The organism is Agromyces luteolus, assembly GCF_009729855.1.
GTDB lineage: Bacteria > Actinomycetota > Actinomycetes > Actinomycetales > Microbacteriaceae > Agromyces > Agromyces luteolus.
On the sequence record NZ_WODA01000002.1, the window covers coordinates 176,290 to 202,848 of the forward strand.

29 protein-coding genes are annotated in these 26,559 nt (G+C 72.9%); 12 read left to right on the forward strand and 17 right to left on the reverse strand.

The genetic code is table 11. The features are described 5' to 3' along the window. Positions 1 to 99 precede the first annotated feature (99 nt). On the forward strand, positions 100 to 708 hold the full coding sequence (locus GLX25_RS00995; RefSeq protein WP_155840350.1) for a TetR/AcrR family transcriptional regulator: 609 nt from the start codon (positions 100 to 102) through the stop codon (positions 706 to 708). Here the strand turns inward: GLX25_RS00995 and GLX25_RS01000 are convergent. Genes GLX25_RS01000 through GLX25_RS01015 form a run of 4 tightly spaced genes read right to left on the reverse strand, consistent with a single transcriptional unit; the run spans position 690 to position 4,762 of the window. Beyond that, on the reverse strand, positions 690 to 1,886 hold the full coding sequence (locus GLX25_RS01000; protein WP_155840351.1) for an ABC transporter ATP-binding protein: 1,197 nt from the start codon (positions 1,884 to 1,886) through the stop codon (positions 690 to 692). The genes GLX25_RS00995 and GLX25_RS01000 overlap by 19 nt on opposite strands. After that, on the reverse strand, positions 1,883 to 2,752 hold the full coding sequence (locus GLX25_RS01005; protein ID WP_205719790.1) for an ABC transporter permease: 870 nt from the start codon (positions 2,750 to 2,752) through the stop codon (positions 1,883 to 1,885). Before GLX25_RS01005 ends, GLX25_RS01000 begins: the two co-directional genes overlap by 4 nt. After that, the gene (locus GLX25_RS01010; RefSeq protein ID WP_205719791.1) at positions 2,745 to 3,647 is read right to left on the reverse strand and encodes an ABC transporter permease; all 903 of its coding nucleotides are present in this window, start codon (positions 3,645 to 3,647) and stop codon (positions 2,745 to 2,747) included. Before GLX25_RS01010 ends, GLX25_RS01005 begins: the two co-directional genes overlap by 8 nt. 11 nt (positions 3,648 to 3,658) lie before the next feature. After that, the gene (locus GLX25_RS01015; RefSeq protein ID WP_205719792.1) at positions 3,659 to 4,762 is read right to left on the reverse strand and encodes a polyamine ABC transporter substrate-binding protein; all 1,104 of its coding nucleotides are present in this window, start codon (positions 4,760 to 4,762) and stop codon (positions 3,659 to 3,661) included. Positions 4,763 to 4,882: 120 nt separating this feature from the next. On the opposite strand from GLX25_RS01015, the gene GLX25_RS01020 reads away from it, so the two are divergent. The 5 genes from GLX25_RS01020 (at position 4,883) to GLX25_RS01040 (ending at position 8,034) form a co-directional block, all read left to right on the forward strand. Continuing rightward, positions 4,883 to 6,061: a phosphotransferase gene (locus GLX25_RS01020; RefSeq protein ID WP_155840352.1), complete on the forward strand. Its 1,179-nt coding sequence runs from the start codon at positions 4,883 to 4,885 to the stop codon at positions 6,059 to 6,061. Next, positions 6,025 to 7,020, forward strand: coding sequence for an SIS domain-containing protein (locus GLX25_RS01025; protein WP_166548303.1), 996 nt, complete (start codon positions 6,025 to 6,027; stop codon positions 7,018 to 7,020). Before GLX25_RS01020 ends, GLX25_RS01025 begins: the two co-directional genes overlap by 37 nt. Positions 7,021 to 7,110: 90 nt before the next feature. Next, positions 7,111 to 7,311, forward strand: a complete 201-nt coding sequence (locus GLX25_RS01030) for a hypothetical protein (RefSeq protein ID WP_155840353.1) — start codon at positions 7,111 to 7,113, stop codon at positions 7,309 to 7,311. Further along, positions 7,308 to 7,649: a type II toxin-antitoxin system PemK/MazF family toxin gene (locus GLX25_RS01035; RefSeq protein ID WP_166548304.1), complete on the forward strand. Its 342-nt coding sequence runs from the start codon at positions 7,308 to 7,310 to the stop codon at positions 7,647 to 7,649. The genes GLX25_RS01030 and GLX25_RS01035 overlap by 4 nt, the downstream gene beginning before the upstream one ends. A gap of 4 nt (positions 7,650 to 7,653) precedes the next feature. Continuing rightward, entirely contained in the window at positions 7,654 to 8,034 is a 381-nt protein-coding gene (locus tag GLX25_RS01040) for a hypothetical protein (RefSeq protein WP_155840355.1), read from the forward strand. A gap of 156 nt (positions 8,035 to 8,190) precedes the next feature. Here the strand turns inward: GLX25_RS01040 and GLX25_RS01045 are convergent, their stop codons facing one another. From GLX25_RS01045 to GLX25_RS01060, 4 genes are all read right to left on the reverse strand, one after another. Then, a complete protein-coding gene (locus GLX25_RS01045) occupies positions 8,191 to 8,949 on the reverse strand; it encodes an iron ABC transporter ATP-binding protein (protein WP_155840356.1) in 759 nt (252 codons plus the stop codon). After that, positions 8,946 to 9,992: an iron chelate uptake ABC transporter family permease subunit gene (locus GLX25_RS01050; protein WP_271192325.1), complete on the reverse strand. Its 1,047-nt coding sequence runs from the start codon at positions 9,990 to 9,992 to the stop codon at positions 8,946 to 8,948. The genes GLX25_RS01045 and GLX25_RS01050 overlap by 4 nt, the downstream gene beginning before the upstream one ends. Continuing rightward, positions 9,982 to 10,908, reverse strand: coding sequence for an ABC transporter permease (locus GLX25_RS01055; protein WP_240898074.1), 927 nt, complete (start codon positions 10,906 to 10,908; stop codon positions 9,982 to 9,984). Before GLX25_RS01055 ends, GLX25_RS01050 begins: the two co-directional genes overlap by 11 nt. Positions 10,909 to 10,985: 77 nt before the next feature. Beyond that, positions 10,986 to 11,936 (reverse strand): siderophore ABC transporter substrate-binding protein, encoded by a 951-nt coding sequence (locus tag GLX25_RS01060; RefSeq protein WP_155840357.1) that lies wholly within the window; start codon positions 11,934 to 11,936, stop codon positions 10,986 to 10,988. 163 nt (positions 11,937 to 12,099) lie between these two features. On the opposite strand from GLX25_RS01060, the gene GLX25_RS01065 reads away from it, so the two are divergent. Continuing rightward, positions 12,100 to 12,894: a siderophore-interacting protein gene (locus tag GLX25_RS01065; RefSeq protein WP_155840358.1), complete on the forward strand. Its 795-nt coding sequence runs from the start codon at positions 12,100 to 12,102 to the stop codon at positions 12,892 to 12,894. Positions 12,895 to 12,951: 57 nt separating this feature from the next. Here GLX25_RS01065 and GLX25_RS01070 read toward each other — a convergent pair whose 3' ends face one another. Next, positions 12,952 to 14,046 (reverse strand): serine hydrolase domain-containing protein, encoded by a 1,095-nt coding sequence (locus GLX25_RS01070; RefSeq protein ID WP_166548305.1) that lies wholly within the window; start codon positions 14,044 to 14,046, stop codon positions 12,952 to 12,954. A gap of 160 nt (positions 14,047 to 14,206) precedes the next feature. On the opposite strand from GLX25_RS01070, the gene GLX25_RS01075 reads away from it, so the two are divergent. The 5 genes from GLX25_RS01075 (at position 14,207) to GLX25_RS01095 (ending at position 18,470) form a co-directional block, all read left to right on the forward strand. Further along, positions 14,207 to 15,418 (forward strand): cysteine desulfurase-like protein, encoded by a 1,212-nt coding sequence (locus tag GLX25_RS01075; protein WP_155840360.1) that lies wholly within the window; start codon positions 14,207 to 14,209, stop codon positions 15,416 to 15,418. Between the two features lie 82 nt (positions 15,419 to 15,500). Beyond that, positions 15,501 to 16,274, forward strand: a complete 774-nt coding sequence (locus GLX25_RS01080) for an isocitrate lyase/PEP mutase family protein (RefSeq protein ID WP_155840361.1) — start codon at positions 15,501 to 15,503, stop codon at positions 16,272 to 16,274. Between the two features lie 45 nt (positions 16,275 to 16,319). Next, the gene (locus tag GLX25_RS01085) at positions 16,320 to 17,222 is read left to right on the forward strand and encodes an ATP-binding cassette domain-containing protein (protein ID WP_155840362.1); all 903 of its coding nucleotides are present in this window, start codon (positions 16,320 to 16,322) and stop codon (positions 17,220 to 17,222) included. Further along, entirely contained in the window at positions 17,222 to 18,052 is an 831-nt protein-coding gene (locus tag GLX25_RS01090) for an ABC transporter permease (RefSeq protein ID WP_155840363.1), read from the forward strand. The genes GLX25_RS01085 and GLX25_RS01090 overlap by 1 nt, the downstream gene beginning before the upstream one ends. A gap of 28 nt (positions 18,053 to 18,080) precedes the next feature. Beyond that, positions 18,081 to 18,470: a DUF1304 domain-containing protein gene (locus tag GLX25_RS01095; protein ID WP_155840364.1), complete on the forward strand. Its 390-nt coding sequence runs from the start codon at positions 18,081 to 18,083 to the stop codon at positions 18,468 to 18,470. A gap of 58 nt (positions 18,471 to 18,528) precedes the next feature. On the opposite strand, the gene GLX25_RS01100 is transcribed toward GLX25_RS01095, so the two are convergent. The 8 genes from GLX25_RS01100 to GLX25_RS19255 form a co-directional block, all read right to left on the reverse strand. Further along, positions 18,529 to 18,969 carry a hypothetical protein gene (locus GLX25_RS01100; protein WP_205719793.1) on the reverse strand — a complete coding sequence of 147 codons (441 nt, stop codon included), beginning with the start codon at positions 18,967 to 18,969 and terminating at the stop codon, positions 18,529 to 18,531. A gap of 226 nt (positions 18,970 to 19,195) precedes the next feature. Beyond that, on the reverse strand, positions 19,196 to 20,518 hold the full coding sequence (gene hemL / locus GLX25_RS01105; protein ID WP_155840365.1) for a glutamate-1-semialdehyde 2,1-aminomutase: 1,323 nt from the start codon (positions 20,516 to 20,518) through the stop codon (positions 19,196 to 19,198). Next, the gene (gene hemB / locus GLX25_RS01110) at positions 20,515 to 21,510 is read right to left on the reverse strand and encodes a porphobilinogen synthase (protein WP_166548306.1); all 996 of its coding nucleotides are present in this window, start codon (positions 21,508 to 21,510) and stop codon (positions 20,515 to 20,517) included. The genes hemL and hemB overlap by 4 nt, the downstream gene beginning before the upstream one ends. Positions 21,511 to 21,572: 62 nt before the next feature. Then, positions 21,573 to 22,370, reverse strand: a complete 798-nt coding sequence (locus tag GLX25_RS01115; RefSeq protein ID WP_155840571.1) for a uroporphyrinogen-III synthase — start codon at positions 22,368 to 22,370, stop codon at positions 21,573 to 21,575. 14 nt (positions 22,371 to 22,384) lie between these two features. Next, positions 22,385 to 23,356, reverse strand: coding sequence for a hydroxymethylbilane synthase (hemC, locus tag GLX25_RS01120; protein WP_166548307.1), 972 nt, complete (start codon positions 23,354 to 23,356; stop codon positions 22,385 to 22,387). Further along, the gene (locus GLX25_RS01125; RefSeq protein ID WP_155840366.1) at positions 23,353 to 24,639 is read right to left on the reverse strand and encodes a ferrochelatase; all 1,287 of its coding nucleotides are present in this window, start codon (positions 24,637 to 24,639) and stop codon (positions 23,353 to 23,355) included. Before GLX25_RS01125 ends, hemC begins: the two co-directional genes overlap by 4 nt. Continuing rightward, positions 24,639 to 25,373: a hydrogen peroxide-dependent heme synthase gene (hemQ, locus tag GLX25_RS01130; RefSeq protein WP_155840367.1), complete on the reverse strand. Its 735-nt coding sequence runs from the start codon at positions 25,371 to 25,373 to the stop codon at positions 24,639 to 24,641. The genes GLX25_RS01125 and hemQ overlap by 1 nt, the downstream gene beginning before the upstream one ends. Positions 25,374 to 25,445: 72 nt before the next feature. Continuing rightward, the gene (locus GLX25_RS19255; RefSeq protein ID WP_166548308.1) at positions 25,446 to 26,540 is read right to left on the reverse strand and encodes a class I SAM-dependent methyltransferase; all 1,095 of its coding nucleotides are present in this window, start codon (positions 26,538 to 26,540) and stop codon (positions 25,446 to 25,448) included. Positions 26,541 to 26,559: the final 19 nt, after the last annotated feature.

The following is a 26,559-nucleotide window of genomic DNA, read 5'->3' on the forward strand; positions in this document are numbered from 1 at the left end:
ATAGAGAATTCAGCACACCCGGAACCCTGTTTCACAGGGACGATCCGGGCTAACATTGCGGGGCAGTGCAGACAATCTGTCCGCTCGGGAGGGAGCACGATGGCGAGGCCCAAGCGGCAGGAGGAGCGGCGCAGCCAGCTGGTGGCGGCGGCGCAGCGCGCGATCGCGGCGCACGGCCCCGACGGGGCGCGCCTCAACCGCGTGGCGGAGGAGGCGGGGCTCACCTCCGGCGCGGTGCTGTACTACTACCCCGACATCGACGAGCTCATGTTCGAGGCGAACCGGGCCGGCATGGAGCGCTTCTACGAGGGCCGCGTCCGCATGCTCGAGGGGCTGCCCGACGACCCCGTGGTGCGCCTCGTCGCGCTCATCGACTCCGGCCTGCCGAGCGGCTCCGACGACACCGAGGTGCGCCTGCTCTGCGAGCTCGGCGGGTCGGCCGGGCGCAACCCGCTCATGGCGTCGCTGCTCACGACGCTCTACGACCGCCAGGTCGGCATGTACCAGGTCGTGCTCGAGCAGGGTGCCGCGCGCGGGTTGTTCGCGCTCGCGCAGCCGACGCTCGTCATCGCGCGCAACCTCGTCGCGCTGGAGGACGCGTACGGCTACCGCATCGTCGCGAAGCACCCGACGCTCGACCGCGCCGCGGCGGCCGAGCTCCTGCGCGAGTACGCGCGACTGGCGACGGGTCACGCGCTGACGTCCTGAGATCGGGGCGGGGCGGATGCCGCGGGCACGCCGGTCGCGTTGCCCGCCGCCTCGTCCATGTCCGCCGCGGCCGCGGCATCCGTCACCGGGATCGCCGTCGTCGGGATCGTCGTGCCGTACGACGGCGGCTGCGACGGATCGCGCGGCACCGCCGTCGCGCGCCCGAAGGTGACGCCGACGTCGGCGCCGCGCGCGAGCCGGGTCGCGCCGTGCACGCTCGCGAGGAGCGGCGCCGGAAGCCCCGGGACCTCGACCGAGATCGTCGACGCCCCGCCGAGGAAGTACGTGTCGACGACCGTGCCGCGCAGCCCGCCGGAGACCTCCGTGCCGACGGTCACGTCCTCCGGGCGCACGACCGCGGTCGCGGGCGACCCCGCGGCGAGCCCATGCGATGCGGGCACGGGCCCGAGGCCGGGCACGGCCACGCCGTCGGCCGTCGCCTCGCCGTCGAGGAGGTTGGCGGTGCCGATGAACGCGGCGACGAACCGGGAGGCGGGCTCGGCGTAGAGCTCCTGCGGGGTCGCGAGCTGCTCGAGGCGCCCCTCGTTGAGCACCGCGATGCGATCGGCCATCGACATGGCCTCCTCCTGGTCGTGCGTGACGACGACGAACGTGAGGCCGACCTCGTGCTGGAGGCGCTTGAGCTCGAGCTGCATCGACGCGCGCACCTGCCGGTCGAGCGCCGACAGCGGCTCGTCGAGCAGCAGCAGCTTCGGACGCTTGATGATCGCGCGCGCGAGCGCGACGCGCTGCCGCTGGCCGCCCGAGAGCTGCGATGGACGACGCTTGGCGAGGTGCCCGAGCCGCACGACCTCCATGACCTCGCCGACGCGCGCGCGGATCTCGGCGCGCCCGACGCCCTCGGCCTCGAGCCCGTAGGCGATGTTCTTCTCGACCGACAGGTGCGGGAACAGCGCGTAGCTCTGGAACATCATGTTCACGGGGCGCTTGTGCGCGGGCAGCGGCAGCAGGTCGAGGCCGTCGACCGTGATGCGCCCGGCGGCGGGCGTCTCGAAGCCGGCGATCGAGCGCAGCAGCGTGGTCTTGCCGCAGCCCGACGGCCCGAGCAGCGCGAAGAACTCGTTGTGGGCGATGTCGAGCGAGATGTCGTGCAGGGCGACGGTGTCGCCGTACACGGCGCGGACGCCGTCGACGCGGAGCAGGGGTTCGGCGGTCATCGTGAGGTTCCTGTCAGTCGGGTGAGGCGCTGCGCCGAGATCACCGCGACGATGCTCACGAGCAGCAGGAGGGTGGCCAGGGCGTTCACCTCGGGCGTGACGCCGAAGCGCACCATGGAGTAGATGACGATCGGCAGCGTCGGCTGCGTCGGCGCGGTCGTGAAGAACGCGATGACGAACTCGTCGAGCGAGAGCGTGAAGGCGAGCAGGGCCCCCGCGACGATGCCGGGCGCGAGCTGCGGCAGCGTGACGCGCAGGAACGTCTTCGCCGGCCCCATCCCGAGGTCGCGCGAGGCCTCCTCGAGGCTCGGGTCGAGGTTCGCCATGCGCGCCAGCACGATCGCCGTGACGAACGCGGTCGCGAAGACGCCGTGCGCGAGGATCACCGAGTGCAGCCCGAGCGTGAAGCTCAGCAGCGAGAAGAACGTGAGCAGCCCGATGCCGAGCAGCAGGTCGGGCAGGATCGCGGGCGCGATCGCGAACGCCCGGATGAGCCCGCCGCGGGTGTAGTGGTGGATGCCGTAGGCCAGCAGCGTGCCGAGCACGGTCGCGATGAGCGTCGCCCCGGTCGCGACGATGAGCGTGTTCGCGAGGCCCTGCATCATGGCCCCGTCGGCGAAGAGCTCCGGGTACCAGCGCAGCGAGAACCCCGTCCAGACGAACAGGTTCCGCGACTCGTTGAAGCTCATCACGACGACGACGAGGATCGGCAGGTACAGGAAGACGTAGCCGAGCCACAGGGGCACGAGGATGCCGCGGGGCCTGCCGCGACGCGGTCGTGACGTGACCGGCGCGGGCGCGGCATCCGTCATCGCCGACACCGACTCGTCGGCGCGATCGGTCGAGGGTGCGGTCGCCTCAGCCACGGCGCGGTCCTTCCGTGACGCGGCGCGAGACCGCCGCCTGGATCACGATGACGACGACGAGCAGCATCGTGAGCACGAGCGCGAGCGTCGCGCCGAACGGCCAGTCGCGCGCCTCGTAGAACTGGTCGCGCACGAGGTTGCCGACCATGACGGTCTTGCCGCCGCCGATGAGCTCGGGGATCACGAAGTTCGACATCGCCGGGACGAAGACGAAGATGCAGCCGGTGAGCGCACCCGGCAGCGACAGCGGCAGCGTGACCGTGCGGAACGCGCGCCACGGCGAGGCGCCGAGGTTCGTCGCGGCCTCGCGGAGCGAGGGGTCGAGCTGCTGGAGCGACGCGTAGAGCGGCAGCACCATGAGCGGCAGGTACATGTAGAGGAGCCCGACGACGATCGCCTGCGGCGTGTAGAGCATCGAGATCGGCTCGTCGGTGATGCCGATCGCCTGCAGCCACTGGTTCACGAAGCCCGCGTTGTTGAGCAGGAGGATCCACGCGTAGGTGCGGATCAGGAAGTTCGTCCAGAACGGCAGCACGACCGCGATGAGGGCGACCGTCCGCCACTTCGGCGACAACCCGGCGATCGCGTAGGCCATCGGGTAGCCGAGGAGCAGCGCGAGCACGGTGACGATGAACGCGAGCCCGATCGACTGCAGGATGACGCCGACGTAGAGCGGCTCGGCGAGCTTCGCCCAGTTGTCGAGCGTGAACTCGAACACGAGGCCGCCGAAGCGGCCGCGCTTGAAGAACGTGTAGAACGCCAGCAGCCCGACCGGGATCGCCATGAAGACGATCAGGAAGAGCACGCCCGGCGCGAGGAACGGTGCGGCGGCGAGCCCCCGCCGGGCGCGCTGGGCGCGCACGGCGGGGGTCGCCTGCGGGGTCGTGGTGGTCACGGCGCTCCGGGTCAGTTGGTCGCGAGGACTTCCGCGTTCAGGTCGACGTACTTCAGCGAGTCCTCGCCGAGGTCGACGATCACCTCCTGCTCGAAGAGCTCGTCGACCGTGATGCCGAGCGTCGGGTACGACTCGATGAGCGTCGGGTCGAGCGCCTCCATGGCGACCTGGTTCGGCACCTTGTAGAGGATGTTCTCGGCGACCCAGGTCTGCACCTCGGGGTCGAGGATGTAGTTGATGAAGGCCATCGCGGCCTCCTTGTTCTCCGAACTCTTCAGCACCGTCATGGTGTCGACCCAGAGGTCGGCGCCCTCGTCGGGGACGACGAACTGGATGTCGGGGTTCTCGGCGATGCCGTAGTTGCACCAGCCGTCCCACGCCTCGACCATCGCGGCCTCACCCGAGACGAGCTTGGAGTAGAAGGTCGTGTCGTCGTAGGCGAGGAGGGTCGGCTTGGTCTCGAGCAGCTGGGCCTTCGCCTCCTCGAGCTCGGCGTCGTCGGTGGTGTTCACCGAGTAGCCGGCGGCCTTCAGCGCGGGCAGCGCGAGCCAGCGGTCGGTCGAGAGCATCGTGGTCTTGCCCTCGAGCTCGGGCGTCGGGTTCAGCAGGTCGTTCCACGACGTCGGGTCGAAGCCCGTCAGGTCGGGGCGGTAGCAGAGGCCCGTGGTGCCCCACGCGTAGGGCTCGGAATAGACGTTGCCCTCGTCGTAGGCGAGCTCGAGGGCCTCGGGGTACAGGTTCGACTCGTTGGGGACGAGCTCCTTGTCGAGCTCCTGCAGCAGGCCCTGCTCGGCGAGCGCCTGGGCGTACTGGCCCGACACGAAGGCGACGTCGATGCCGGGGTCGGAGCTCGCGGTGAGCTTCGCCACCACGTCCTCGTTCGTGGCGTGGTTGACGATGGTCGTCTTCACGCCGGTGGCCTCCTCGAACCGCTCGGCGAGGTCCTCGGGGTAGTAGTCGGCCCAGATCGACACCGTGAGCGTCTGCTCCGAGATGTCGGCGGTGCGGTCGATGTCGGACCCGTCGCCGCTGTCGCCGCCGGCACAGGACGAGAGGACGAGCGCGAGTGCAGCGGTGCCGGCCGCTGCGATGGAGATGCGACGCATGGTGGGCATGAGGTACCTCCTGGGGACGTCGGAAAGGTTGAGGAATTGTTGCACCGGGCATCAAGAAACCGCAATGGTTTCCGGGACGCTCTAGAGCCGGTTTTGCACAGTTGTTACAATCCGGATTCAATGAACTCGTTGCTCGGCGGCGAGCGGCCCGAGATCGCCGGCCGCACGCTCTCCGTCGCGCCCTCGGGCGAGGTCCGGGTCGGGGGCGCCCGGCCCGCGGCGGGCGACGGCATCTCGCGCGCACTCGCGCGACTGGTCGATCCGACCGTGGCGACGGATGCCGCGGAGCGGGCGATCGCGGTCGACCAGACGAACACGTCGGTCATCGTCGACGAGCGCCTGGTCGTGAAGGTCGTGGGCCGGTGGGCGGCGGCCGACCGCGCCGCGCACCTGCTCGAGCGGCTCGCCGAGGCGGGGTCGACGGATGTCGCCGGCTACGCCGGCCGCGTCGACTGGGGGCATCCGACTCTCGGCACCTCGACGCTCGCGATCGTCACCGAGTACCTTCCGGGCGCACAGGACGGCTGGGACTGGGCGGTCGACGACGTGGTCGCGATGCTCGGCGGCGCCGGCGCCGAGCCCTCCTTCCCGGCGATGCTCGGAGCGACCGTCGCACGGCTGCACGACGTGCTCGGCGCCGACGCGGTCGCATCACCCGACTCGGCTCCGTCCGAGCGCGCGGCGCGCGCGTTCGCGGCACTCGACGCCGCCCTCGAGGCGACCGACCGCTCGACCGGCCCGACGGCCGCGCGCCTGGCGAACCGGGCCGAGGCGCTGCGGCGCGACATCCGCTCGCTCGATGCCGCCGCGCCCGGCCTCGCGTTCGACCTGCACGGCGACCTGCACGTCGGGCAGGTGCTGCGCTCCTCCGGCACGCCGCCGCGGTACACGGTCATCGACTTCGACGGCGACCCGCAGCTCGATGCGTCCGAGCGGGGGCGATCGGATGCCGCCGCGCGCGACGTCGCGCACCTGCTCGTGTCGCTCGACCTCGTCGCGGCCGTCGCGCAGAAGCGGCTCGGACGCGCCGAGCCGGCGGCGTTCGCGTGGGCCGACCGCGCGCGCGACGCGCTGCTCGGGTCATATCGTGCGACGCTCGTGCGGGGCGACCTGTTCGACCCGGCGCTCGTGCCCGGGCTCGAGGCCGAGCAGCTGGCCGCCGAGCTCACGTACGCCGACCGGTTCCTGCCGCGCTGGCGCTACGCGCCCGATGCCGCGATCACGCACCGATACCCCTCGACCGACGAGCTTCCGGAGGACCCGTGGACACCGCCGCCTTTCGAGCCGACCTCGACCTGATCCCCGAGTCGCTCGGCCGCCTCGCCGATGCGCTCGACGCCGGGCTCGCGGGCCTCGACCGCCTCGCGCTGCTCGGCGCGTCCCGGGTGCTCGTCGTCGGCATGGGCTCGAGCCGCTACGCGGCCGACGTCGTCGCCCGCCGCTTCCGCGCCGTCGGCGCCAACGTGCTCGTCGAGCTCGCGAGCGTCGAGCTGCTGCCGCCCGCGGCCCCCGACCTCGTCGTCGTCGCGGTCTCCGCCACGGGCGGGAGCGTCGAGGTGCTCCGCGCGATCGAGCGCTACCGCGGCACCGGCCGGCTCGTCGCGATCACGAACCGGGCCGAGTCGCCCCTCGCCGAGGCGGCCGACGTCGTCGTGCCGCTGCACGCCGGCGTCGAGGCATCGGGCGTCGCATGCCGCACGTTCCGCGCGACGTTCGCCGTGCTCGACGAGGTGCTCGCCGAACTCCTCGGCACGGCGCCCTCGGCGCGATTCGACGCCGCGGCGGTGCGGCGCGGCGCCGACGCGAACGCGGCGCTGCTGGAGTCATCCGTCGACTGGCTCGACCCCCTCGCCGACCTGCTGACCGGCCCCGACGGCACCTGGACCCTCGCCCCCGCCGAGCGCCTCTCGAGCGCGCAGCAGTCGGCGCTCATGCTGCGCGAGGTGCCGCGCCTCGGCGCCTTCGCCTCGGAGACCGGCGACTGGTCGCACGTCGACGTCTACCTCACCAAGACGCAGGACTACCGCGCGCTCGTCTTCGCCGGCTCCGCGTGGGACGCGCAGGCCCTCGACTGGATGCACCAGCGCGGCTCGCGCTTCGCCGCCGTCGGCGGCACCCTCGACGGGGCCGAGCTGACCGTCCGCTACCCGGGCGACGACGACCCGACCGTCGCGGCCCTCGCCGACACCCTCCTCGGCGAGCTCGTCGCCGACCGGCGGCTCACGGTGCCCGCGTCGCACGCCCGCCGGGCCGGCTGAGCCGTCGCGGTCGTCACGGCGCGCTCGACGGCGCATGTCGGACAGCTGCGCAGCGTTGAACAATTGTTAGACAGTGAATACCATGATCACATGGCCTCTACGATCGGATTCCGTCCCACCTCTGACGACGAGCGAATTCTTCGCGAGGCGGCGCAGCCCGGCGAGAGCACGTCCGACACGCTTCGTCGCGCGTTGAGGCTGCTGGATCACGAGCGTTGGCTGGCGCAGTTCCGTGCTGACGCAGACGCGTTGAAGGACGAGAATCTCGACGCGGAGCCTGACGCCTGGTGATCCGCGGCGCCGTCTACCGGATCGACCTGGCCCGACCACGCGGGCACGAGCAGGGCGGAAGAAGGCTCGGGCTCGTCATGTCTCCATCCGACTCGCCGTTGTCGGTCGTCACCATCGTTCCCACCTCGACGTCTGCGGGGCCCTCAATCCATCGGCCGGTACTCGAGATCGATGGCCGCGAGACGAGGCTGCTCGTCGACCAGATCCGCTCGATCGACATCGACTACGTCGTGGGCGATCCCGTCGACTACCTGACCCGAGATCAGCTGGCAGAGGTCGACCTGGCCCTGGCCCACTACCTCGGCTTCCAGGATGCGAATCCCCCGCGGGCCGGATGACGGCGTGAGGGATGACACGCCGCCCGCGGATCTCGCTCGCACGACCGCTGCGATATCGGCAGCAGCCGATCGATTCGTCGGGGTGAACTCGTACGAGCACCTTCTGGTGCACCTCCTCGACCTGCTGGAGTCGGGGCGAGTCGACCGGGAGAGTGCTCTTGCGGAGTTCGACCGCCTGGCGAGCGATTGGCCCCCGGGCGCAGCTGAGGCTCTCGAATTCACGATGCACCGGCTTCGCTGGCCAGAGGTGCGAAGGACGCTCGAGGACCACCGGCAGCACGGGACCGACTTCCGCACCAGGGACCTGGCGGCACAGGTCCTGGAGGCGTTCGACGATGAATGGCCCGCCGGCGACATCTACCGGACGTACCGCGAAGTCGGGTAGAGCGGGCAGGCTCCGGAATCAGGGAGAAAGGTGGACCGGGGATACCTTTCTCCCTCATCCTGCAGCCGATGCCATAGCCCGGTCGCGCGGTAACGCGACCGCGCGGGCCGCACGCCCCGCCAGATGCGCACAGCACGCGACCCGCCGGCCTTCCGCTCAGCGGAAGTACAGCCCCACGCGCGCCCCGTCGATCTCGCGCACGTCGATCGGCAGGTCGTAGACCGCTTCGAGCACCTCGGATCGCATGACCGACGCGGGCGGGCCGTCGGCGATCACGCGGCCGTCGCGCATCGCGATGATGCGGTCGGCGTGCGCGGCGGCGAAGTTGAGGTCGTGCAGCACGACGACGACGCGCGTGCCGCGCTCGGCGGCCAGCCGGCGCAGCAGCCGCATGATCTCGACCGCGTGGCGGAGGTCGAGGCTGTTGAGCGGCTCGTCGAGCAGCAGGTAGCGCGTGTCCTGGGCGAGCGCCATGGCGATGAACGCGCGTTGGCGCTGGCCGCCCGAGAGCTCGTCGAGGAAGCGCTCTGCGAGCGGCTCGAGGTCGAGGTAGGCGATCGCCTCCTCGATCGCGGCGCGGCCGGCGGCGTCGATGCGGCCGCGTCCGTGCGGGAAGCGTCCGAAGCCGACGAGGTCGCGCACCGTGAGGCGCGCGGTCAGGTGGTTCTCCTGGCGGAGCACCGCGACCAGCCGCGCGAGCACGTCGCCCTTGGTCGCGCCCACGTCGAGGCCGTCGATCTCGATGCGGCCCGAGTCGAGCGGCAGCAGGCGGCCGATGAGCGAGAGCAGGGTCGACTTGCCCGCGCCGTTGGCGCCGATGATCGCGGTCACGCCGACGTCGCCGAGCTCGAGGGCGACGTCGTCGACGACCGCGGTGCGGCCGTAGCGCTTGGTGGCGGATGCGACGGTGATCATCGCACTCCCTTCCTGACGAGCATGAGGATGAACACGATCCCGCCGACGAACTCGATCACGACCGACAGCGCCGTGCCGAGGCCGAGCTGCTCGAGCAGGAACTGGCCGCCGACGAGGCAGATCACGCCGAGCAGCACCGCGGCAGGGAGCGTCGCGGCATGGCGGAAGCTGCCGACGACGAGGTAGGCGAGGTTCGCCACGAGCAGGCCGAAGAACGCGACGGGGCCGACGAGCGCCGTCGACACCGACACGAGCACCGCGACCAGCACGAGCACGAGCGTGACCGTCCGGCGGTGGTCGACGCCGAGCCCGATCGCGTGGCTCTCGCCGAGCAGCAGCACGTCGAGCCGGCGCACGAGCGGCACGGCGATCGCCGTGACCGCGACGACCGCGACCGTCGAGATGCCGAGGAGCGTCTCGTCGACGCCCGTGAAGCTCGCGAAGAACGAGTCCTGCAGCACCGCGAACGCCGCCGGGTCGAGCATGCGCTGCATGAGCGACGACACGCTGCGGAACAGCACGCCGAACACGATGCCGACGAGCACGAGCAGGTGCACGCTGCGCGCCGACCGCGCGAACACCCACCGGAACAGCAGCCCCGAGAAGACCACCATCGCCCCGACCTCGACGAGCCACATGAGGTTCGGGTCGGTCGTCGCGAGCGCGCCCGCGCCGAAGGCGAACACCACGACGGTCTGGATCAGCACGTACAGCGCGTCGAACCCCATGATCGCCGGGCTCAGGATCCGGTTGCCCGTGATCGTCTGGAACAGCACGGTCGACACCCCGATCGCGACGGCGACGAGCAGCATCGCCGCGACCTTCCGCAGCCGGAAGGGCACCGCGAAGGCCCACGACCCCTCGATGCCGACGAAGACGAACACGGCGACGGATGCCGCGGCGAGCGCCGCGAGGAGGGCGAGCCGCACGCCCGGTCGCGCGAGCGCGACCACGACCCGTTCGCGGGCCCCGCGCCGCGCGGGCGCGTCGGGTGCGGCCGCGGCCCGCGGCATCCGCTCGATCACCGACGGTTCAGTGCGCACGGGACCCCTTCCGGAGGAGCAGCCAGAGGAACAGGGCGGCGCCGACGACGCCGACGACGATCCCGAGCGGGATCTCGTACGGGAAGCGGATGAGCCGGCCGACGAGGTCGCACGCGACGACGAAGCCGGCGCCGAGCACCGCGACCCACGGGATGCCGCGGCGCACGTCGTCGCCGATGACCATGCTCACGACGTTCGGGACGACCAGGCCGAGGAACGGGATGACGCCCGCCGTGACGACGACGGTCGCGGTGATGACGGCGACGATCGCGAGGCCGCCCGCGAGGACGCGGCCGTGGTGCAGGCCGAGGTTCGTGGCGACGTCGCGGCCGAGCCCGGCGACGGTGAAGCGGTCCGCGGCGACCCACGCGAGGACCGTCAGCACGAACGCGATCCAGAGCAGCTCGTAGCGGCCTCGCAGGATGCCGGAGAAGTCGCCCGTCATCCACGTGCCGAGCGTCTGCAGCAGGTCGTAGCGGTAGGCGATGAACGTCGTCACGGCACCGATGACGCCGCCCAGCATGATGCCGACGAGCGGCACGAGCACGATCTGCCGCACGGGGATGCGGCGGAGGATGAGGAGGAACAGCCCGGTGCCGGCGAGCGCGAAGACGGCCGCCACGCCCATCTTGCCGATGAGGGGCATGCCGGGTGCGAGCAGGGTGACGACGAGGAGGCCGAGCGCGGCCGACTCGGCGGTGCCAGTAGTGGACGGCTCGACGAACCGGTTGCGCACGAGCATCTGCATGATGAGTCCGACGATCGCGAGCGACGCGCCCGCGAGCACGAGCGAGACCGTGCGCGGGATGCGGCTCGCGACCAGCAGTCGCGCGGCCTCGCCGTCGGACCCCTGCGCGAGGAGCGCCGACGGGCTCACGTCGGCGACGCCCACGAAGGTGCTCGCCACGGCGAGCAGCGCCACGCCGACGGCGGCGGGCGCGAGGAGGCGGGCGGCGCCCCGCGAGGGAGGCGCCGCCCGGAGTGCGACCGCGCTCAGGAGAGCCCCTCGATCACCTCGTCGACCATGGTGTTCACCGCGGTCAGGCCGCTCATCACCACGTACCAGGCCTGCGCGTCGAGGTAGACGACCTGGTCCTCGCTCCACGCGGTGGTGCCGGCGACGACCTCGTTGTCGAGGACCTGCTCGGCGGCCGCGCCGCCCTCGCCGATCGCGGCGTCGCGGTCGACGACGAACAGCCAGTCGGGGTTCGCCTCGAGGATGAACTCGTTCGAGACGGGGTCGCCGTGCGTGGCGGCCTCGACGTCCTCGATGACCGGTGCCAGGCCGAGCTCGTCGTGCAGCCAGCCGAAGCGCGAGCCCGGGCCGAACGCGGTGATCTCGCCGCCGCTCGTGAGCACGATGAGGCCCGTGCCGGCGTCGGCCGTCGCGTCCTGGGCCTCGGCGATCTTGTCGTCGATCTCGGCGAGCGCCTCGGCCGCCTCGTCCTCCTTGGCGAAGATCTCGCCGAGCGTCTCGACGTTCTCCTCGAAGCTCGTGAGGTAGTCGGTCCAGTCGAGCGAGAGGTCGATCGTCGGGGCGATCTTCGACAGTTCGGGCAGCGCCTCGGCCGAGCGGTTCGCGACGATGATGAGGTCGGGCGCGGCGGCGTTCACGGCCTCGTAGTCCGGCTCGAAGAGCGTGCCGGCGTTCAGCACGTCGTCGTCGGCGTACGCGTCGAGGTAGTCGGGCAGGTTGTCCTTCGGCACGCCGGCCACCTCGACGCCGAGCGCGTCGAGTGTGTCGAGGCTCGCGATGTCGAAGACGATGACGGTCTCGGGGTTCGCGGGCACGACGGTCTCGCCCTGCGCGTGCTCGACGGTGATCTCCGTCGCCGCGTCGGCGGTCGGTTGCGTCTCGGCGGCCGAGCCGCTCGCGCAGGAGGCGAGGGCGAGGGTCGCGAGGCTGACGAGGGCGGTGGTGCCGAGAATCCGGGCACGCGTCATGAGGGTTCGCTCCAATGCTGGGTTGCGCCGCGCGGTTCGCGGCCGGGGGCACCCGCGTCGATCGCGCGTCGCACGTCGTCCGGCGTCATGATCGAAGTAAGGGTTGCCTAAGTGAGGTTAGACTAACCTCACTTCCCCCTCGATGTCGACTGGATGACGCCGCATGCCCTTCACCCTCGCCCGCCGCCCGAACGAGCTCGTCTTCCGACCCGTGCGCCTCGCCGCACGCACCGCGCTCGCCCCCGACTACGTGCGCCTCCGCTTCGAGGGCGAGGCGCTCCGCGGCTTCGACTCGCCGGGCGCCGACGACCACATCCGGGTGTTCTTCCCCCCGCACGCGGGCGGCGCCGGCGACTCGGCCACTCCCGCCGACCTCGCCGCCGAGGCGCTCCGCGCCTTCCCCAACCGCGAGTACACGCCCCTGCACTGGGACGCCGACGCCGGCGCGCTCGAGCTCGAGTTCGTCGTGCACGGCGACGCCGGCGTGGCCGGCCCCTGGGCGGCATCCGCACCGGTCGGCTCGGTCGTCGGCGTCGGCGGCCCACGCGGTTCGCTCGTGCTCGAGGGCGAGCCCGACGCGTGGTTCCTCGCGGGCGACGAGACCGCGATCCCGGCCATCCGGCGATGGCTGCGACGGATGCCTCCGGGCGCCCGCGGTCACGTGGTCGTCGAGGTGCGCGGCCCCGCCGACGAGCTCGACCTCGACGCCCCCGCCGGAGTCGAAGTGCGCTGGGTGCACCGCGGCGACGCACCCGCGGCGAGCGCGCTCACGGCCGAGCTCGACGCGCTCGCGCCCGCCGATCGCCCGGCGGGCGACGTGTTCGCGTTCGTCGCCGCCGAGCAGGCGATCGTGCGCCCCGGCCGCGCCCTGCTCTCGCGCTGGGGCATCGACGCCGACCGCGCGGTCGTGAAGGGCTACTGGAAGCGCGGCGAGTCGGAGTACCACGCGCCGCACTGAGCGCCGCCGCCTCGCGCCGCCGGCCGCCGCCACGCGCCGCCGGAGCGGACGCCGGCCTCAGTCGGCGAGCAGGCCGAGGATCGGCCGGAGCCGCAACCACGGCCATGCCTCCTCGGCGTTCGAGAGCAGCACGGCCGCGCGCCCCGCAGCGGGATCGGCGAGGACGGCCGCCGTGAAGCCCTCGGCCGATCCGACGACGTAGACGACCTCGTCGCCGCCGGCGTCGGTGATGCGCTCCCAGAAGTAGCCGACGTCGATCTGCGGCCAGCGCGTGCTCGCGACCGGCTGGAGTGCATCGCTCCCGGCGAGCGGACCGTCGAGCACCGCGCGGGCGAGCGCGACGGCGTCATCGATCGTGACGACGACGCCGACGGCCGGCGCATACGCACCGCTCCCCCTCGCCGCCACGCGTTCGCCGCGACGGTCGTGCCCCTGCGCGAGGCCGTCGGGGAGCAGGTCGCCCGACTCGACCACGAGCGCGCCCTCCATCCCGGCCGGCCCGAGCACGCGCTCGGCCAGCAGGTCGGCGAACCGCGTGCCGGTCGCGGCGGCGAGGGCCTGCCCGACGAGCGCGGCGTCGAAGTCGTTCGGGTTGTACTCGAGTTCGGGCACGAGGTCGAGCGACGCGACGCGGGCGAGGAGCGCGTCGATCCCACCGCGGTCGAGCACCTCCTCGCCCGGTGCCGCGGCTGCTTCGTACGCGCCGGGTCCGAGGGGGCTCTGCGGCAGGCCCGCGCGGTGCGTCGCGAGATCGCGAAGGGTCAGTGCGGCGGCGGGCGCGTCCCCGAGGTCCAGGTACGCCGAGACGGGGTCGTCGACCGAGACCTCGCCGCGCTCGATCGCGTCGGCCAGCAGCAGCCCGGTGAGCCCGCTCGTCGCGGCGCCCAACCCGAACCGCGTCCCCGCGTCCGCCGAGACGAACGCCGTCCGCACCTCGTCGCCGTCGATCACGGCCATCGCGACGCGGTCGCGCGCCTCCGTGTACTGCTCGCGCGCGATGGAGAGCAGTTCCTCGTCGCCGGTGAGGAGCTGGTCGTACGGCGGGCCGGAGACGCATCCGCCCATCGCCCCGATCGTCACCGCCGCGACGACGACGGCTGCGACGTGCCGGTGCGGGTGCGGATGCCGGTGCGCCACGCGGTGCGCGGCCATACCGCGCATGCTACTCGCGCTCGCTGGCAGCGCTCTCGGTCGCGCTCCCCGGCCGCGCTCCGACGTCCGACCCGGGCATGAGGATCCGGCGGATGCCCGCGCGTGCCGTATCATCGGCCGGATTCTCATGCGCCGAGTCGGGGCGGTTAGGCTCGCGCCCATGGCCTACGACGTCGCCCGCATCCGCTCCTGGTTCCCCTCGCTCGAGCACGGCTGGGCGCTCTTCGACGGCCCCGGCGGCACGCAGGCGCCGCGGCAGGTCGGCGAGGCGATCGCGACGACGCTGACCGGCCCGCTCTCGAACCGCGGGCAGCTCGGCGAGTCGGCGCAGCGGGCGGATGCCGCGGTCGCGGCGTTCCGCGACGCCGTCGCCGATCTCACGGGCGCCGACCCGCGCGGCGTGGTGCACGGCCGGAGCGCGACGCAGCTCGTCTACGACTTCTCGCGTCACCTGTCGAGGGGCTGGGGCCCGGGCGACGAGGTCGTGGTCACGCGACTCGACCACGACGCGAACGTGCGGCCCTGGGTGCAGGCGGCGGAGCGGCGCGGTGCGACGGTGCGGTGGGTCGCGTTCGACCCGGCGACGGGCGAGCTCCCGGTCGCGGCGGTGGCATCCGCCCTCACCGACCGCACCCGGCTCGTCGCGGTGACGGCCGCATCGAACCTCATCGGCACCATGCCCGACGTGCCGGCCATCGCCGAGGCCGTGCACGCCGTCGGCGCGCTGCTCTTCGTCGACGGCGTCCACTACGCCGCCCACGAGCTGCCCGACCTCGGCGCGCTCGGCGCCGACTTCTTCACGTGCTCGCCGTACAAGTTCCTCGGCCCGCACTGCGGGCTGCTCGTCGCCGACCCCGCGCTCCTCGAGACGATCGCTCCCGACAAGCTGCTGCCCGCGACCGACGTCGTGCCCGAGCGGTTCGAGTTCGGCACGCTGCCGTACGAGCTCCTCGCGGGTGTGACGGCCGCGATCGACGTGCTCGCCTCGCTCGCCGACCCCGCGACGGATGCCTCCGGCTCCCGCCGCACGCGCCTCGCCGCGTCGTACGCCGCCCTGCACGAGCACGAGTCGCGCCTCCTCGCCCGACTCGAGTCGGCGCTCGCCGACCTGCCCGGCACGACCGTGCACTCGCGCGCCTCGCGGCGCACGCCGACGCTGCTCGCGAGCTTCGCCGGCCACGAGGCATCCGCCGTCTCGGAGGCGCTCGCCGCCGACCGCGTGCTCGCCCCGAGCGGGAACTTCTACGCGCTCGAGGCGTCGCGGCACCTCGGGCTCGGCGACGACGGCGGGCTCCGCATCGGGCTCGCGCCCTACACCGACGACGAGGACGTCGAGCGGCTCATCGCCGGCCTCCGACTCGCGGTCCGCTGATCGGCGCGCCGGCCGCGCCCGACCCGCGACGAACCGGGGCATCTTCTCCGCCGAGCGGGGGTCGGGCAATAGTGTGGGACGCATGACCCCCGCCGAGTCCGGCGCCGAGTTGCGTCGACTGCATTCCGACGACGAGCTGCTGCAGGTCGTCAACGTGTGGGACGTGGCGAGCGCGAGGGCCGTCGCCGCCCTCCCCGAGACCCGGGCGCTCGCGACCGCGAGCCAGTCGATCGCCGCCGCGTTCGGCTACCCCGACGGCGAGCACATTCCGGCGGAGCTCATGCTCGACATGGTCGGCCGCATCGCGCGCGCCGTCGACGTCCCCGTCAGCGCCGACCTCGAGGCGGGCTACGGCGACGCCGGCGAGACGATCCGGCGCGCGATCGGCGAGGGCGTCGTCGGCGCGAACCTCGAGGACCAGCTGAAACCGCTCGCCGAAGCGGTGGCCGCGGTCGGGGCCGCCGTCGCCGCCGCCGACGCCGAGGGCGTCCCGTTCGCGCTCAACGCGCGCACCGACGCCTGGCTCCGCGGCGGGGACCGGCCGCGCGAGGTGCGGCTCGCGGACGCGATCGAGCGCGGGCGCGCGTACCTCGACGCCGGCGCGACGTGCGTGTTCGTGCCCGGGAACTTCGGCGAGGACGTCGTCGCCGAACTGGTCGAGGGCATCGGATGGCGCCGGGTGAGTCTCATCGGACTGCCCGACGTCCCGCCGCCCGACCGGCTCGTCGAGCTCGGCGTCGCCCGCATCTCGTACGGGCCGTACCCGCAGCGCGTCACGCTCGCGTCGCTGCAGGACCTCGCGGCCATGCTGCACGGCGGCGGGGTGCTGCCGCGCGGCATCCGCCCACTGGACTAGGCGGTCGCCGGCACCCGGCCGGCCCGCACACGGAGAGGATCGCGCATGGGCGATGGCACCACGATCGAGATCACCGGACTCACCAAGCGGTTCGGCGCCGTCACCGCCGTCGAGGACCTGACCTTCACGGTCGAGCCCGGCCGCGTCACCGGGTTCCTCGGACCGAACGGCGCCGGCAAGACCACCACGCTCCGCACGCTGCTCGGGCTCGAGCGTCCGACCGCCGGCACGGCGACCTTCGGCGGCACGGTCTACCGCGACCTGAAGCGGCCGCTCGAGACGGTCGGCGCGGCGCTCGACGCGGCGTTCCATCCGGGACGCACGGCCCGCAACCACCTCCGGGTGACGGCGACCGCCGCCGGCATCCGCTCGTCGCGCGTCGGCGAGGTGCTCGAGCAGGTCGGCATGTCGGAGTTCGCGAACCGGCGCGTCGGCGGGTTCTCCCTCGGCATGCGGCAGCGACTGGCGCTCGCCACGACGCTGCTCGGCGACCCCCGCGTGCTCGTCCTCGACGAGCCGATCAACGGCCTCGACCCCGAGGGCATCAGGTGGATCCGCGGGTTCCTGCAATCGCTCGCGCGCGACGGACGCACGGTGCTCGTCAGCTCGCACCTGCTGAGCGAGGTGCAGCAGTCGGTCGACGAGGTCGTCATCATCTCCCGCGGACGGCTCGTGCGATCGGGCCCGCTGTCGAGCCTCGAACTCGACTCGTCGCCGCGGACCGTGGTCGACTCGCCCGACCGCGCGCGGCTCGCCGCCGCGCTCGACCAGGCCGGTCTCGAGTACACGGAGGGTCGTGGCGGGTTCATCGTGGCCGAGCCGGATCCGGGCATGGTCGGGCACGCCGCCTTCGTCGGCGGCGTCGAACTGAGTTCGCTGCACCGATTGAAGTCCGGGCTCGAGGATTCGTTCCTCGCGCTCGTCGGCGAGGGCGAGGGGGCGGCGTGATGTCGATCGTGCGTTCGCTCGGTTCCGAGTTCCAGAAGGTCCTGACCACCCGGATGTGGTGGCTGCTCGCGCTCGTGCTCGTCGGGTACGTCGCGATGATGTCGGGCGGCTTCGGCGCGTTCCTCGGGTGGGCGACCCAGAACCCGGATGCCGCGGCCTCGGCCGGCGGCGACACGGCGCTGCCGCCCGGGGTCGAGCTCGCACCACTGCTCTACAGCTTCGCCTCGTCCATCGGGTACGTGTTCCCGGTCCTCCTCGGCGCCCTCGCCGTGACGACGGAGTTCCGTCACCGCACGCTCACGACGACGTTCCTCGCGGAACCGCACCGCACGACGGTGCTCTCGGGCAAGTTCGTCTCGCAGCTCGTGGTCGGTGCGGTGTTCGGCGTGATCGGATTCGCCACGTCGGTCGCCGCGGGCGCCGCGGCCCTCGCCGCGTTCGACCTCGACACCGGGCTCGACTCGAGCGACACGTGGGCGCTCGTCGGCCGCGGCATCCTCGCGATGGCCCTGTGGGGCGCGATCGGCGTGGGCCTCGGCGCGCTCGTGCCGAACCAGGTCGCGGCGATCGTCATCGTCATCGCGTTCACGCAGTTCTTCGAGCCGGTGCTCCGCCTGGTGTCCTCGCTCAACGACGTCACCGCCTCCGTCGGGCGATTCCTGCCCGGCGCGGCGAGCGATGCGCTCGTCGGCGCCTCGTTCTACAGCGTGGCCTCGCTCGGCTCGACCGACTCGCTCGAGTGGTGGCAGGGCGGGCTGGTGCTGCTCGGCATCGCGGTCGTGACGACGGTCATCGGCGGGGCCACGACATGGCGGCGAGACGTGTCGTGACGGGTCGCTGCGGGCGTAGCATCCGTCCATGAGCGTGCTCGCGATCGTCGGCAGTGTCGTGGTGGTGCTCGCCGCGCTGCTGCACGTCTACATCTTCGTGCTCGAGAGCGTCCGCTGGATGCAGCCGTCGACCTGGCGCGTGTTCGGCGTGCGCGATCGCGACCAGGCCGAGGTGCTGCGCCCGATGGCGTACAACCAGGGCTTCTACAACCTGTTCCTCGCGATCGGCGCGCTCGCCGGCGTCTGGCTCTACTGGACGGACCTGCCGAGGGCCGGGCTGACGCTCGCGCTGTTCACGACGGCGTGCATGGCCGCGGCGGCCGTCGTGCTGACGACCACGGGGCCCGGGTACCTTCGCCCGGCGCTCATCCAGGGCACGCTGCCGCTCATCGGGTTCGTGCTGCTGCTCCTGGTCTGATCCGGCGACGGCCGGGTGAGCGGGCGCGCGGGCGCGCGCCGTGCGCGGGTGGGCGGCGTCAGTCGCCGCTCGTCTCCTCCTGCGCGAAGTCGTCGGGGGCCGCGCCGGCGGCACCGGCCTCGGCGGCGGCCTCCACGTCGTCGTCGTCGGGCGCACCGACCTTGAGCCGGTCGATGAGCTCGGCCGCTCGGCTCGTGCTCAGCACGAGGCGGTCGAACTCGCCGTCGGAGAGCTCGAGCACGACGGCCTGGCGCTTGCCCTTGACGAGCACGAAGTCGCTGCCGCTGTGCGTCTTCCAGACCCCGACCGCGATGACGAGCGGCACCTCGGTGCCGCGGCGACGGATGCCGCGCACCCAGATCCACGGGTCGTCGGTGATCGTCGCGGAGCGGATGTCGTCGCGCTGCACGATGACGTCGGCGCCACGCAGCGCCAGCGACTTCTCGGCCGGCGTGAGGTGGACCTCGAGCCGATCGTTGTGGACGCGCAGGTTGGCCATATCTCCCATCCTGCCCGAGCCCGCCGTCACGGGCGTCGTCGACGCTCCACAAACGCGCGATCGGTTCCGTTGCCGGAACCTCCCATGACGAGCGTCTCAGGCCGGAGGTCTTCCAACCGCTCCTCACCCTCGTCGACAGGAGATTCCGCGTTCTGCAGGACGAACGCGACGATCGCGTCCTGCGACGCGCGGAATCTCCGGGGAACCGAGTGGGCGGCCGATGCGGTCAGGCGGCGGGCGGTCGAGCGGATGCCGCGGCGCGCGCCGCGGCCGGGAGGGCGTCGACGATCCGCGAGATCGCGTCCTCGTCGTGCGCGGCGGTCACGAACCAGGCCTCGAAGACGCTGGGCGGCAGCGAGACGCCCGCGTCGAGCATCGCGTGGAAGAAGGGCGCGTAGCGCCACGACTCCTGCGACAGCACGCCCGCGTAGTCGCTCGCGCCGCCGGCGACGCCCTCGCCGAACAGGAAGCTGAAGAGGTTGCCCGCGACCTGCACGCCGTGCGCGACGCCCTCGGCCGACAGCGCCGCCGAGACCTCGCGCTGCAGGAGCGCGCTCACCTCGTCGAGCCTCGCGTAGACGGCATCGTCGGCGAGCCGCAGCGTCGTGACGCCCGCCGCCACCGCGACCGGGTTCCCCGAGAGCGTGCCCGCCTGGTACACCGGGCCGAGCGGCGCGAGCCGCTCCATGATCTCGGCGCGGCCGCCGAGCGCGGCCACGGGCATGCCGCCGCCGACGACCTTGCCGAACGTGACGAGGTCGGGCGTGTACGCGGCATCCGTCTCGGCCTCGATGCCCCACCAGCCGGCCTTCGAGACGCGGAAGCCCGTGAGCACCTCGTCGCTGATGACGAGCGCGCCGTGCGCGTGGGCGAGGTCGACGAGCGCGCGGTTGAACCCGGGCAGCGGCGGTACCACGCCCATGTTCGCCGCGGCGGCCTCGGTGATCACGGCCGCGATGCGGTCGCCGTGCTCGGCGAAGACCGCGCGGAGGGCGTCGAGGTCGTTGTAGGGCACGACAAGCGTGAGTGCGGCCACGTCGGCCGGCACGCCCGCGGAGCCGGGCAGCGCGAACGTCGCGAGGCCCGAACCCGCCTCGGCGAGGAGGCCGTCGGAGTGGCCGTGGTAGTGCCCGGCGAACTTCACGAGCAGGTCGCGGCCGGTGAAGCCGCGGGCGAGGCGGATGGCGCTCATGGTCGCCTCGGTGCCCGTCGACACGAGCCGCAGCTTCTCGACGGGCGCCACGCGCTGCTCGATGAGCTCGGCGAGCTCGGTCTCCACGGGCGTCGAGGCGCCGAACGAGAGGCCCCGCGCCGCGGCATCCTGCACCGCCCGAATCACCTCGGGGTGCGCATGACCCAGGATCGCCGGACCCCAGCCCGCGACGAGGTCGACGTACTCGCGGCCCTCGGCGTCGGTCACGTAGGGTCCGCGCGCCGAGACGAGGAAGCGGGGCGTGCCGCCCACCGAGCGGAAGGCGCGCACTGGCGAGTTCACCCCGCCAGGGATCGCGGCCTGCGCGCGGGCGAAGAGGTCGGCGTTCGTCGTCATTCGGTCCCCTCCCGGAGCCATCCGGCGAGCTCGGTCGCCCAGTAGGTCAGCACGCCGTCGGCGCCGGCACGGCGGATGCCGCGGACCGACTCGATCACGGCGCGGCGGCGGTCGATCCAGCCGTGCATGGCGGCGGCCTCGATCACCGAGTACTCGCCCGAGACCTGGTACGCCCACACGGGTACCTCGCTCGCGGCGGCCACGTCGGCGAGCACATCGAGGTACGAGCCCGCGGGCTTCACCATCACGATGTCGGCGCCCTCGTCGATGTCGATCATCGCCTCGCGCAGGCCCTCGCGACGGTTGCCCGGGTCGAGCTGGTAGCTGCGGCGGTCGCCCTCGAGCGTCGACTCGACCGCGTCGCGGAACGGCCCGTAGTACGCCGAGGCGTACTTCGCCGAGTACGCGAGGATCGCGGTGTGCGTGAACCCGGCGCCGTCGAGCGCCTCGCGCACTGCGGCGACCTGGCCGTCCATCATGCCCGAGAGGCCGAGCAGCTGCGAGCCGGACGCGGCCTGCACGAGCGCGATCTCCTGGTACCGCTCGAGCGTCGCGTCGTTGTCGACCCGGCCGAGCGCGTCGAGCACGCCGCAGTGGCCGTGGTCGGTGAACTCGTCGAGGCAGAGGTCGGTCTGCACGACGATCGCGTCGCCGACCTCGTCGGCCACGACGCGCGTCGCGACGTTGAGGATGCCGTTCGGGTCGACACCGCACGAACCGGTCGCGTCGCGGGTCTCGGGCACGCCGAACAGCATCACGCCGCCGACGCCCGCGGCCGCGGCATCCGTCACCGTCTGCTTCACGGAGTCGAGCGAGTGCTGCACGACGCCCGGCATCGAGGCGATCGGCATGGGCTCGGTCACGCCCTCGCGGACGAAGACCGGCAGCACGAGCTCGGCGGGGTCGAGGCGGGTCTCGGACACGAGGCGGCGCAGGGCCGGCGTCTCACGGAGTCGCCGGGGCCGCACGCGGGGCGCGGGTGCAGAAGTCACCCGGCAAGCCTACGCGGGCCCGGCTGTGCGGTCGGTGGGCGCGGGCGGATGCCGCGGGCGGCTCAGGCGCTCGCGAGCGCCGAGTTCACGACCGCGTCGATGAGCGACTCGGCCGAGCGCTCGGCGGCGACGACGTCGACGCGCAAGCCGAAGGCCGCGGCATCCTTCTGCGTCTGCGGGCCGATCGCCGCGACGAGCGTCTTGTCGGGGACGGGACCCAGCTGCGCCTGCACCTGCTCGGCGACGCTGCCCGAGGTCACGAGGATCGCGTCGACCTTGCCCGCACGGACGTCGTCGACGACCTTCTGCGCGACCGGCACGCCGACCGTGCGATACGCGACGACCGCCTCGACGTGATGGCCGATGCGCTCGAGGCCGACCGAGAGCACCTGCTTGGCGATCGCCGAGCGGAGCGCGAGCACGCGGAGCGGCACGACGCCCTCGGTCGCCGCCTCCCACTCCTCGAGGAGGCCGCGCGCGGAGTTCTCCTCACTCGGCACGATGTCGGCGCGGTAGCCGGCGGCGACGAGGGCGGCCGCGGTGGTCTCCCCCACCGCGGCGACCTTCGTCGACTCCGGGATGACCGCGCCGTACGAGGACAGCACGTCGACCGTCGTCGCGCTCGTGACCGTGACCCAGTCGAAGCCGCCCGCGGCGAGCTTCGCCAGGGCCGCCTCGAGCGCGGACTGGTCGTCGGTCGGCGCGAAGTTGATCATCGGCGCGATGACCGGCGAGGCGCCACGTGCGCGGAGCGACGCCGCGACCGAGTCGCCCCAGGGCCCCCCTCGGGGCACGAGCACGCGCCACCCCGCCAGCGGCTTGGAGCCGTCGGCTCCGGGCAGGTTGATCGCGCCGGTCATCGGTTCGAATTCGGTCACGGCGACTCCTGGGCAGGTGCGAGATCGGCGGCGCCGTTGCCGAGGAGGTCCGCGACGACGCGGGATGCGACATCGCGTGCCGCGTCCGCCAGGTCGGCGGCCGAGCGGCTCTCGGGGGTGGCGGCGTGCGAGCTGGTCAACTGCCGCGCCCCGTCGGCACTGTACACCGTCGCCGTGAGGAACAGAAGTTCGTCCTCCACGAACGCGGTGGCCCCGACCGGGGCGGCGCAGCCGGCCTCGAGCCCGGCGAGCACGAGGCGCTCGGCGAGGACCGTGGCCCGGGTCGTGCCGTGGTCGACGGCGTCGAGCGCGCGCTGCAGGTGGCGCGAGGCGCGCTCGTTCCGGACCTCGAGCGCGAGGGCGCCCTGACCCGGCGCGGTCGGCCAGTCGCTCAGGGAGAAGCGCTCGGTCGCGGCATCCGCCCGCCCCAGTCGCCCGAGGCCGGCGGCCGCGAGCATGACCGCGTCGAGCTCGCCCTGCTCGACGAACCCGAGGCGCGTGTCGATGTTGCCGCGCACGTCGACCGCGACCACGTCGGGCCGCGCCGCGCCGAGCTGGGCGATGCGGCGCGGCGACCCGGTGCCGATGCGAGCGCCCTCGGGCAGCTCGGCGAGCGTGAGCCCGTCGCGTGCGCACAGCGCGTCGCGCGCGTCGGCGCGCTTGGGCACGGCGCCGAGGCGGAGCTGCGGGTGGTCGGCCGTCGGCAGGTCCTTCAGCGAGTGCACGACCACGTCGCACTCGCCCGCGATGAGGGCCTCGCGCAGCGCGGCGGCGAACACGCCCGTGCCGCCGATCGACTGCAGCGACGCGCGAGACGTGTCGCCCTGCGTGGTGACGGTGACGATCTCGATGTCGGCGTTCGCGGCCTTGCCGAGGCGCTCGGCGATCTGGTTCGTCTGCGCGAGCGCGAGGGCGCTCCCCCGCGTCCCGACGCGGATCACGTCGCGCTGCGGCGCTGCGGCGGTCACGGCGCGATCCCCGCGAGGGCCGGCTTGAAGCCGAGGCGGACGTTCTCGCAGCACCCCGGCCGGCAGACGTCGTACCAGGGGCCCAGGTCGGTCGCGTGCGGGCGCTCGGCGGCGGGCGTGCCGTTCACGCGCTCGAGGACGAGGTCGACGAGCCCGGCCACGTACGCCGGGTGCACGCCGGGCGTCGGCACCCGCACGGCAGCGAGTCCGTGCTTCTCGGCCGTCTCCATGGCCTCCTCGTCGAGGTCCCACATGACCTCCATGTGGTCGCTCACGAAGCCGAGCGGCACGATCACGACGGCCTTGCGACCCGCGGCCGGCAACTCTGCGATCGCGTCGTTGACGTCGGGCTCGAGCCACGGCTGCGTCGGAGGGCCCGAGCGCGACTGGTAGACCAGCTGCCACGGCACGTCGCCCGCGCCGGCCTCGCGCATGACGACCTCGGCGACGGCGGTGTGCTGGGCCGCGTACGCGCCGCCCTCGCCGAACCCGCGCTCCGCGGGGCCCGACCTCTCGGCGTCCGTCGTCGGGATCGAGTGGGTCGCGAACAGCACCTCGACGTCGGTCGTCGGGTCGAACGCCTCGTGGTCGGCCTCGAGCTTCGCGATGGCGTCGCGCACGCCCTCGACGAACGGCGCGACGAAGCCGGGGTGGTCGAAGAACTGGCGCACCTTGTCGATCTGCACGACACCGCCGAGGCCCGTGTCCTCCAGCGCATCGGCGAAGTCCTCGCGGTACTGGCGGCAGCTCGAGTACGACGAGTAGGCGCTCGTGGCGATCGCGATGAGCTTCGTGAAGCCGCGATCGCCCGCCTCGCGCAGGGCGTCGTTCATGTACGGGTCCCAGTTGCGGTTGCCCCAGATGACCGGCAGGTCGACGCCGCGACCGGCGAGCTCGGCCTCGAGCGCGGCCTTCAGCTCGCGGTTGTGCTCGTTGATCGGGCTCACGCCGCCGAAGTGGCGGTAGTGATGCGCGACCTCCTCGAGGCGCTCGTCGGGGATGCCGCGGCCGCGCGTGACGTTCCGCAGGAACGGGATCACGTCGTCCTGGCCCTCGGGCCCGCCGAAGCCGGCGAGCAGGATCGCGTCGTAGGCGACGGGCGCCTCGACGTGCTCGGGCCCCGACTGGGCCGGCTCGGTCGCGCCCGGCACGACCGCACCGGGGGCGAGCGGGGCGGATGTCGCGGCCGCGGGTTTCACGCCGCGCAGCGGGTGACCGGCCTCGGCGGCCTGCGCGCGCTCGGGCGATTCGGCGCCGGCTCCGCCGAGGTTCGTCGCGACCATTACTGCAGCACCTCCACGAGCTCGGCGGTCGTGATGCGACGGCCCGTGTAGAAGGGCAGCTCGTCGCGCACGTGTCGGCGCGCGTCGGTCGCCCGCAGGTCGCGCATCATGTCGACGAGGTCGGTGAGCTCGTCGGACTCCATGGGCAGCAGCCACTCGTAGTCGCCGAGCGCGAACGCCGAGACCGTGTTGGCGACCACGCCGCGGAACGCGGCGCCCTTGCGGCCGTGCTCGGCGAGCATGCGCCCGCGCTCCTCGGGCGCCAGCAGGTACCACTCGTAGCTGCGCACGAACGGGTAGATCGTGAGCCACGACTTCGGCTCGATGCCGCGGAGGAAGCCGGGCACGTGCGCCTTGTTGAACTCGGCGTCGCGGTGCACGCCCATCGCGTTCCAGGTCGGCAGGAGCGCGCGCAGCAGTCGCGCACGGCGCAGCTCGCGGAGCGCCCACTGCAGGCCCTCGGCGGTCGGGCCGTGCAGCCACAGCATCACGTCGGCGTCGGCGCGGAGGCCGGAGACGTCGTAGAGGCCGCGGACCACGACGCCCTCGTCCTCGACGAGGCGGATGACGCCGTCGAGTTCGCCGACGAACCGGGGCACGTCGTGCCCGTCGAGGTCGTCGGGCCGGGCCGGGTCCTTGCGGAGCACGGCGAAGAGCGTGTAGCCCTCCGGCGAGGGGGTCGGGTCGGACTCGGGTGCGCTCGCGGCTGCCCCTTCGGCAGCGGGGGAAGACATGGCACTATCCTCCCCCCGCAAGCTGAAAGCTCAAAAAGGGGGCGGGGCGGGGCGGGGCACGGCGCGCGGCGCTCAGGGGTGCAGCCGCGTGAAGCGGAACGCCGCGAACCCCTCGATCGGCAGCACCTCGGCCGACGTGAAGCCCGCGCTCCGCGCGTACCCCTCGAGCGTCGCCTGTCGCATGACCGTCCCGGTGCCGACCGACCCCGGCGTCGAGAGGCTGTCCGGCAGGCAGACGAGCAGGCTGTAGCCGTACATGACCCGCTCGACCCCGTCGCCGTCGGGGGCGAACCGCTCGGCCACGGCCTCGTCCATGATCACGACGGCGCCGTCGTCGCGCACGACGCGGCGGAGCGCGGCGAGCACGTCGACCGGGTTCGGCATGTCGTGGAGCGCCTCGAAGACGAACGCCGCGTCGTAGGCGTCCTCCTCGGCGAGGGTCTCCCCGCCGCCGAGGTGGAACGTGACGCGATCCGCGAGCTCGGCGTCCTCGGCGTGCGCGCGCGCCGCCTCGATCGAGGGTCCGTCGAGGTCCACGCCGTCGACGACCGCTTCGGGGTAGGCCCGGGCGAGCGCGAGCGAGGACCACCCGTGTCCGCAGCCGACGTCGAGGATCCGGGCCCCGGGGCGGCTCAGCACGGCATCGAGCTCGGGCACCGACGCCAGTGCGCCGGCGAGCTCCCGGTCGAACCACGGGCGGTTGATGTCGCCCTGCGCGTCGCGCATGTCCTTCCCGAACGACGCCCACGGCACGCCGCCCCCGGTACGTGCGGCGTCGAGCAGCCCGGGCAGCTGCGCCGCAGCGCTCGCGACGATGCGTGCGATCGGGGCGAGGTAGGCGAGCGACTCGTCGTCGGTCAGGACCTCGGCGTGCGCGGGCGGCAGCGAGTACCGGCGAGCGGATGCCTCGGCATCCGGATCGTCGACCGCGAGGATGCCGCTCACCGCCTGGTGCTCGAGCCATTCGCGGGTGTAGCGCTCGCCGGTCTCGGCGGCCTCGGCGAGCTCGGACGAGGTCAGCGAGCCGCGTTCGGCGAGGATCCGGTACCAGTCGAGCCGGTCGCCGAGGTGGACCGACAGCGTCTCGAACGCGCCGAGCGCGGAGGCGAAGATGCGGTCGGCGAAGGCGTCGACGGGGTCGGGAGCGGTGGGTTCGGTGGCGGACACGTCGCCTCCTAGCGGGGTG

Coding starts and splice junctions, on each gene's coding strand:
- GLX25_RS01030 (WP_155840353.1), top strand. CDS start 7,111: ATGGCCTCTACGATCGGATTCCGTCCCACCTCTGACGACGAGCGAATT.
- GLX25_RS01075 (WP_155840360.1), top strand. CDS start 14,207: ATGGCCTACGACGTCGCCCGCATCCGCTCCTGGTTCCCCTCGCTCGAG.
- GLX25_RS01090 (WP_155840363.1), top strand. CDS start 17,222: ATGTCGATCGTGCGTTCGCTCGGTTCCGAGTTCCAGAAGGTCCTGACC.
- GLX25_RS01085 (WP_155840362.1), top strand. CDS start 16,320: ATGGGCGATGGCACCACGATCGAGATCACCGGACTCACCAAGCGGTTC.
- GLX25_RS01020 (WP_155840352.1), top strand. CDS start 4,883: ATGAACTCGTTGCTCGGCGGCGAGCGGCCCGAGATCGCCGGCCGCACG.
- GLX25_RS01000 (WP_155840351.1), bottom strand. CDS start 1,886: ATGACCGCCGAACCCCTGCTCCGCGTCGACGGCGTCCGCGCCGTGTAC.
- GLX25_RS01065 (WP_155840358.1), top strand. CDS start 12,100: ATGCCCTTCACCCTCGCCCGCCGCCCGAACGAGCTCGTCTTCCGACCC.
- GLX25_RS01045 (WP_155840356.1), bottom strand. CDS start 8,949: ATGATCACCGTCGCATCCGCCACCAAGCGCTACGGCCGCACCGCGGTC.
- GLX25_RS01015 (WP_205719792.1), bottom strand. CDS start 4,762: ATGCCCACCATGCGTCGCATCTCCATCGCAGCGGCCGGCACCGCTGCA.
- hemQ (WP_155840367.1), bottom strand. CDS start 25,373: ATGTCTTCCCCCGCTGCCGAAGGGGCAGCCGCGAGCGCACCCGAGTCC.
- GLX25_RS01070 (WP_166548305.1), bottom strand. CDS start 14,046: ATGGCCGCGCACCGCGTGGCGCACCGGCATCCGCACCCGCACCGGCAC.
- GLX25_RS01060 (WP_155840357.1), bottom strand. CDS start 11,936: ATGACGCGTGCCCGGATTCTCGGCACCACCGCCCTCGTCAGCCTCGCG.
- GLX25_RS00995 (WP_155840350.1), top strand. CDS start 100: ATGGCGAGGCCCAAGCGGCAGGAGGAGCGGCGCAGCCAGCTGGTGGCG.
- hemL (WP_155840365.1), bottom strand. CDS start 20,518: ATGACGACGAACGCCGACCTCTTCGCCCGCGCGCAGGCCGCGATCCCT.
- GLX25_RS01080 (WP_155840361.1), top strand. CDS start 15,501: ATGACCCCCGCCGAGTCCGGCGCCGAGTTGCGTCGACTGCATTCCGAC.
- GLX25_RS01115 (WP_155840571.1), bottom strand. CDS start 22,370: ATGACCGGCGCGATCAACCTGCCCGGAGCCGACGGCTCCAAGCCGCTG.
- GLX25_RS01125 (WP_155840366.1), bottom strand. CDS start 24,639: ATGGTCGCGACGAACCTCGGCGGAGCCGGCGCCGAATCGCCCGAGCGC.
- GLX25_RS01095 (WP_155840364.1), top strand. CDS start 18,081: ATGAGCGTGCTCGCGATCGTCGGCAGTGTCGTGGTGGTGCTCGCCGCG.
- GLX25_RS01100 (WP_205719793.1), bottom strand. CDS start 18,969: ATGGCCAACCTGCGCGTCCACAACGATCGGCTCGAGGTCCACCTCACG.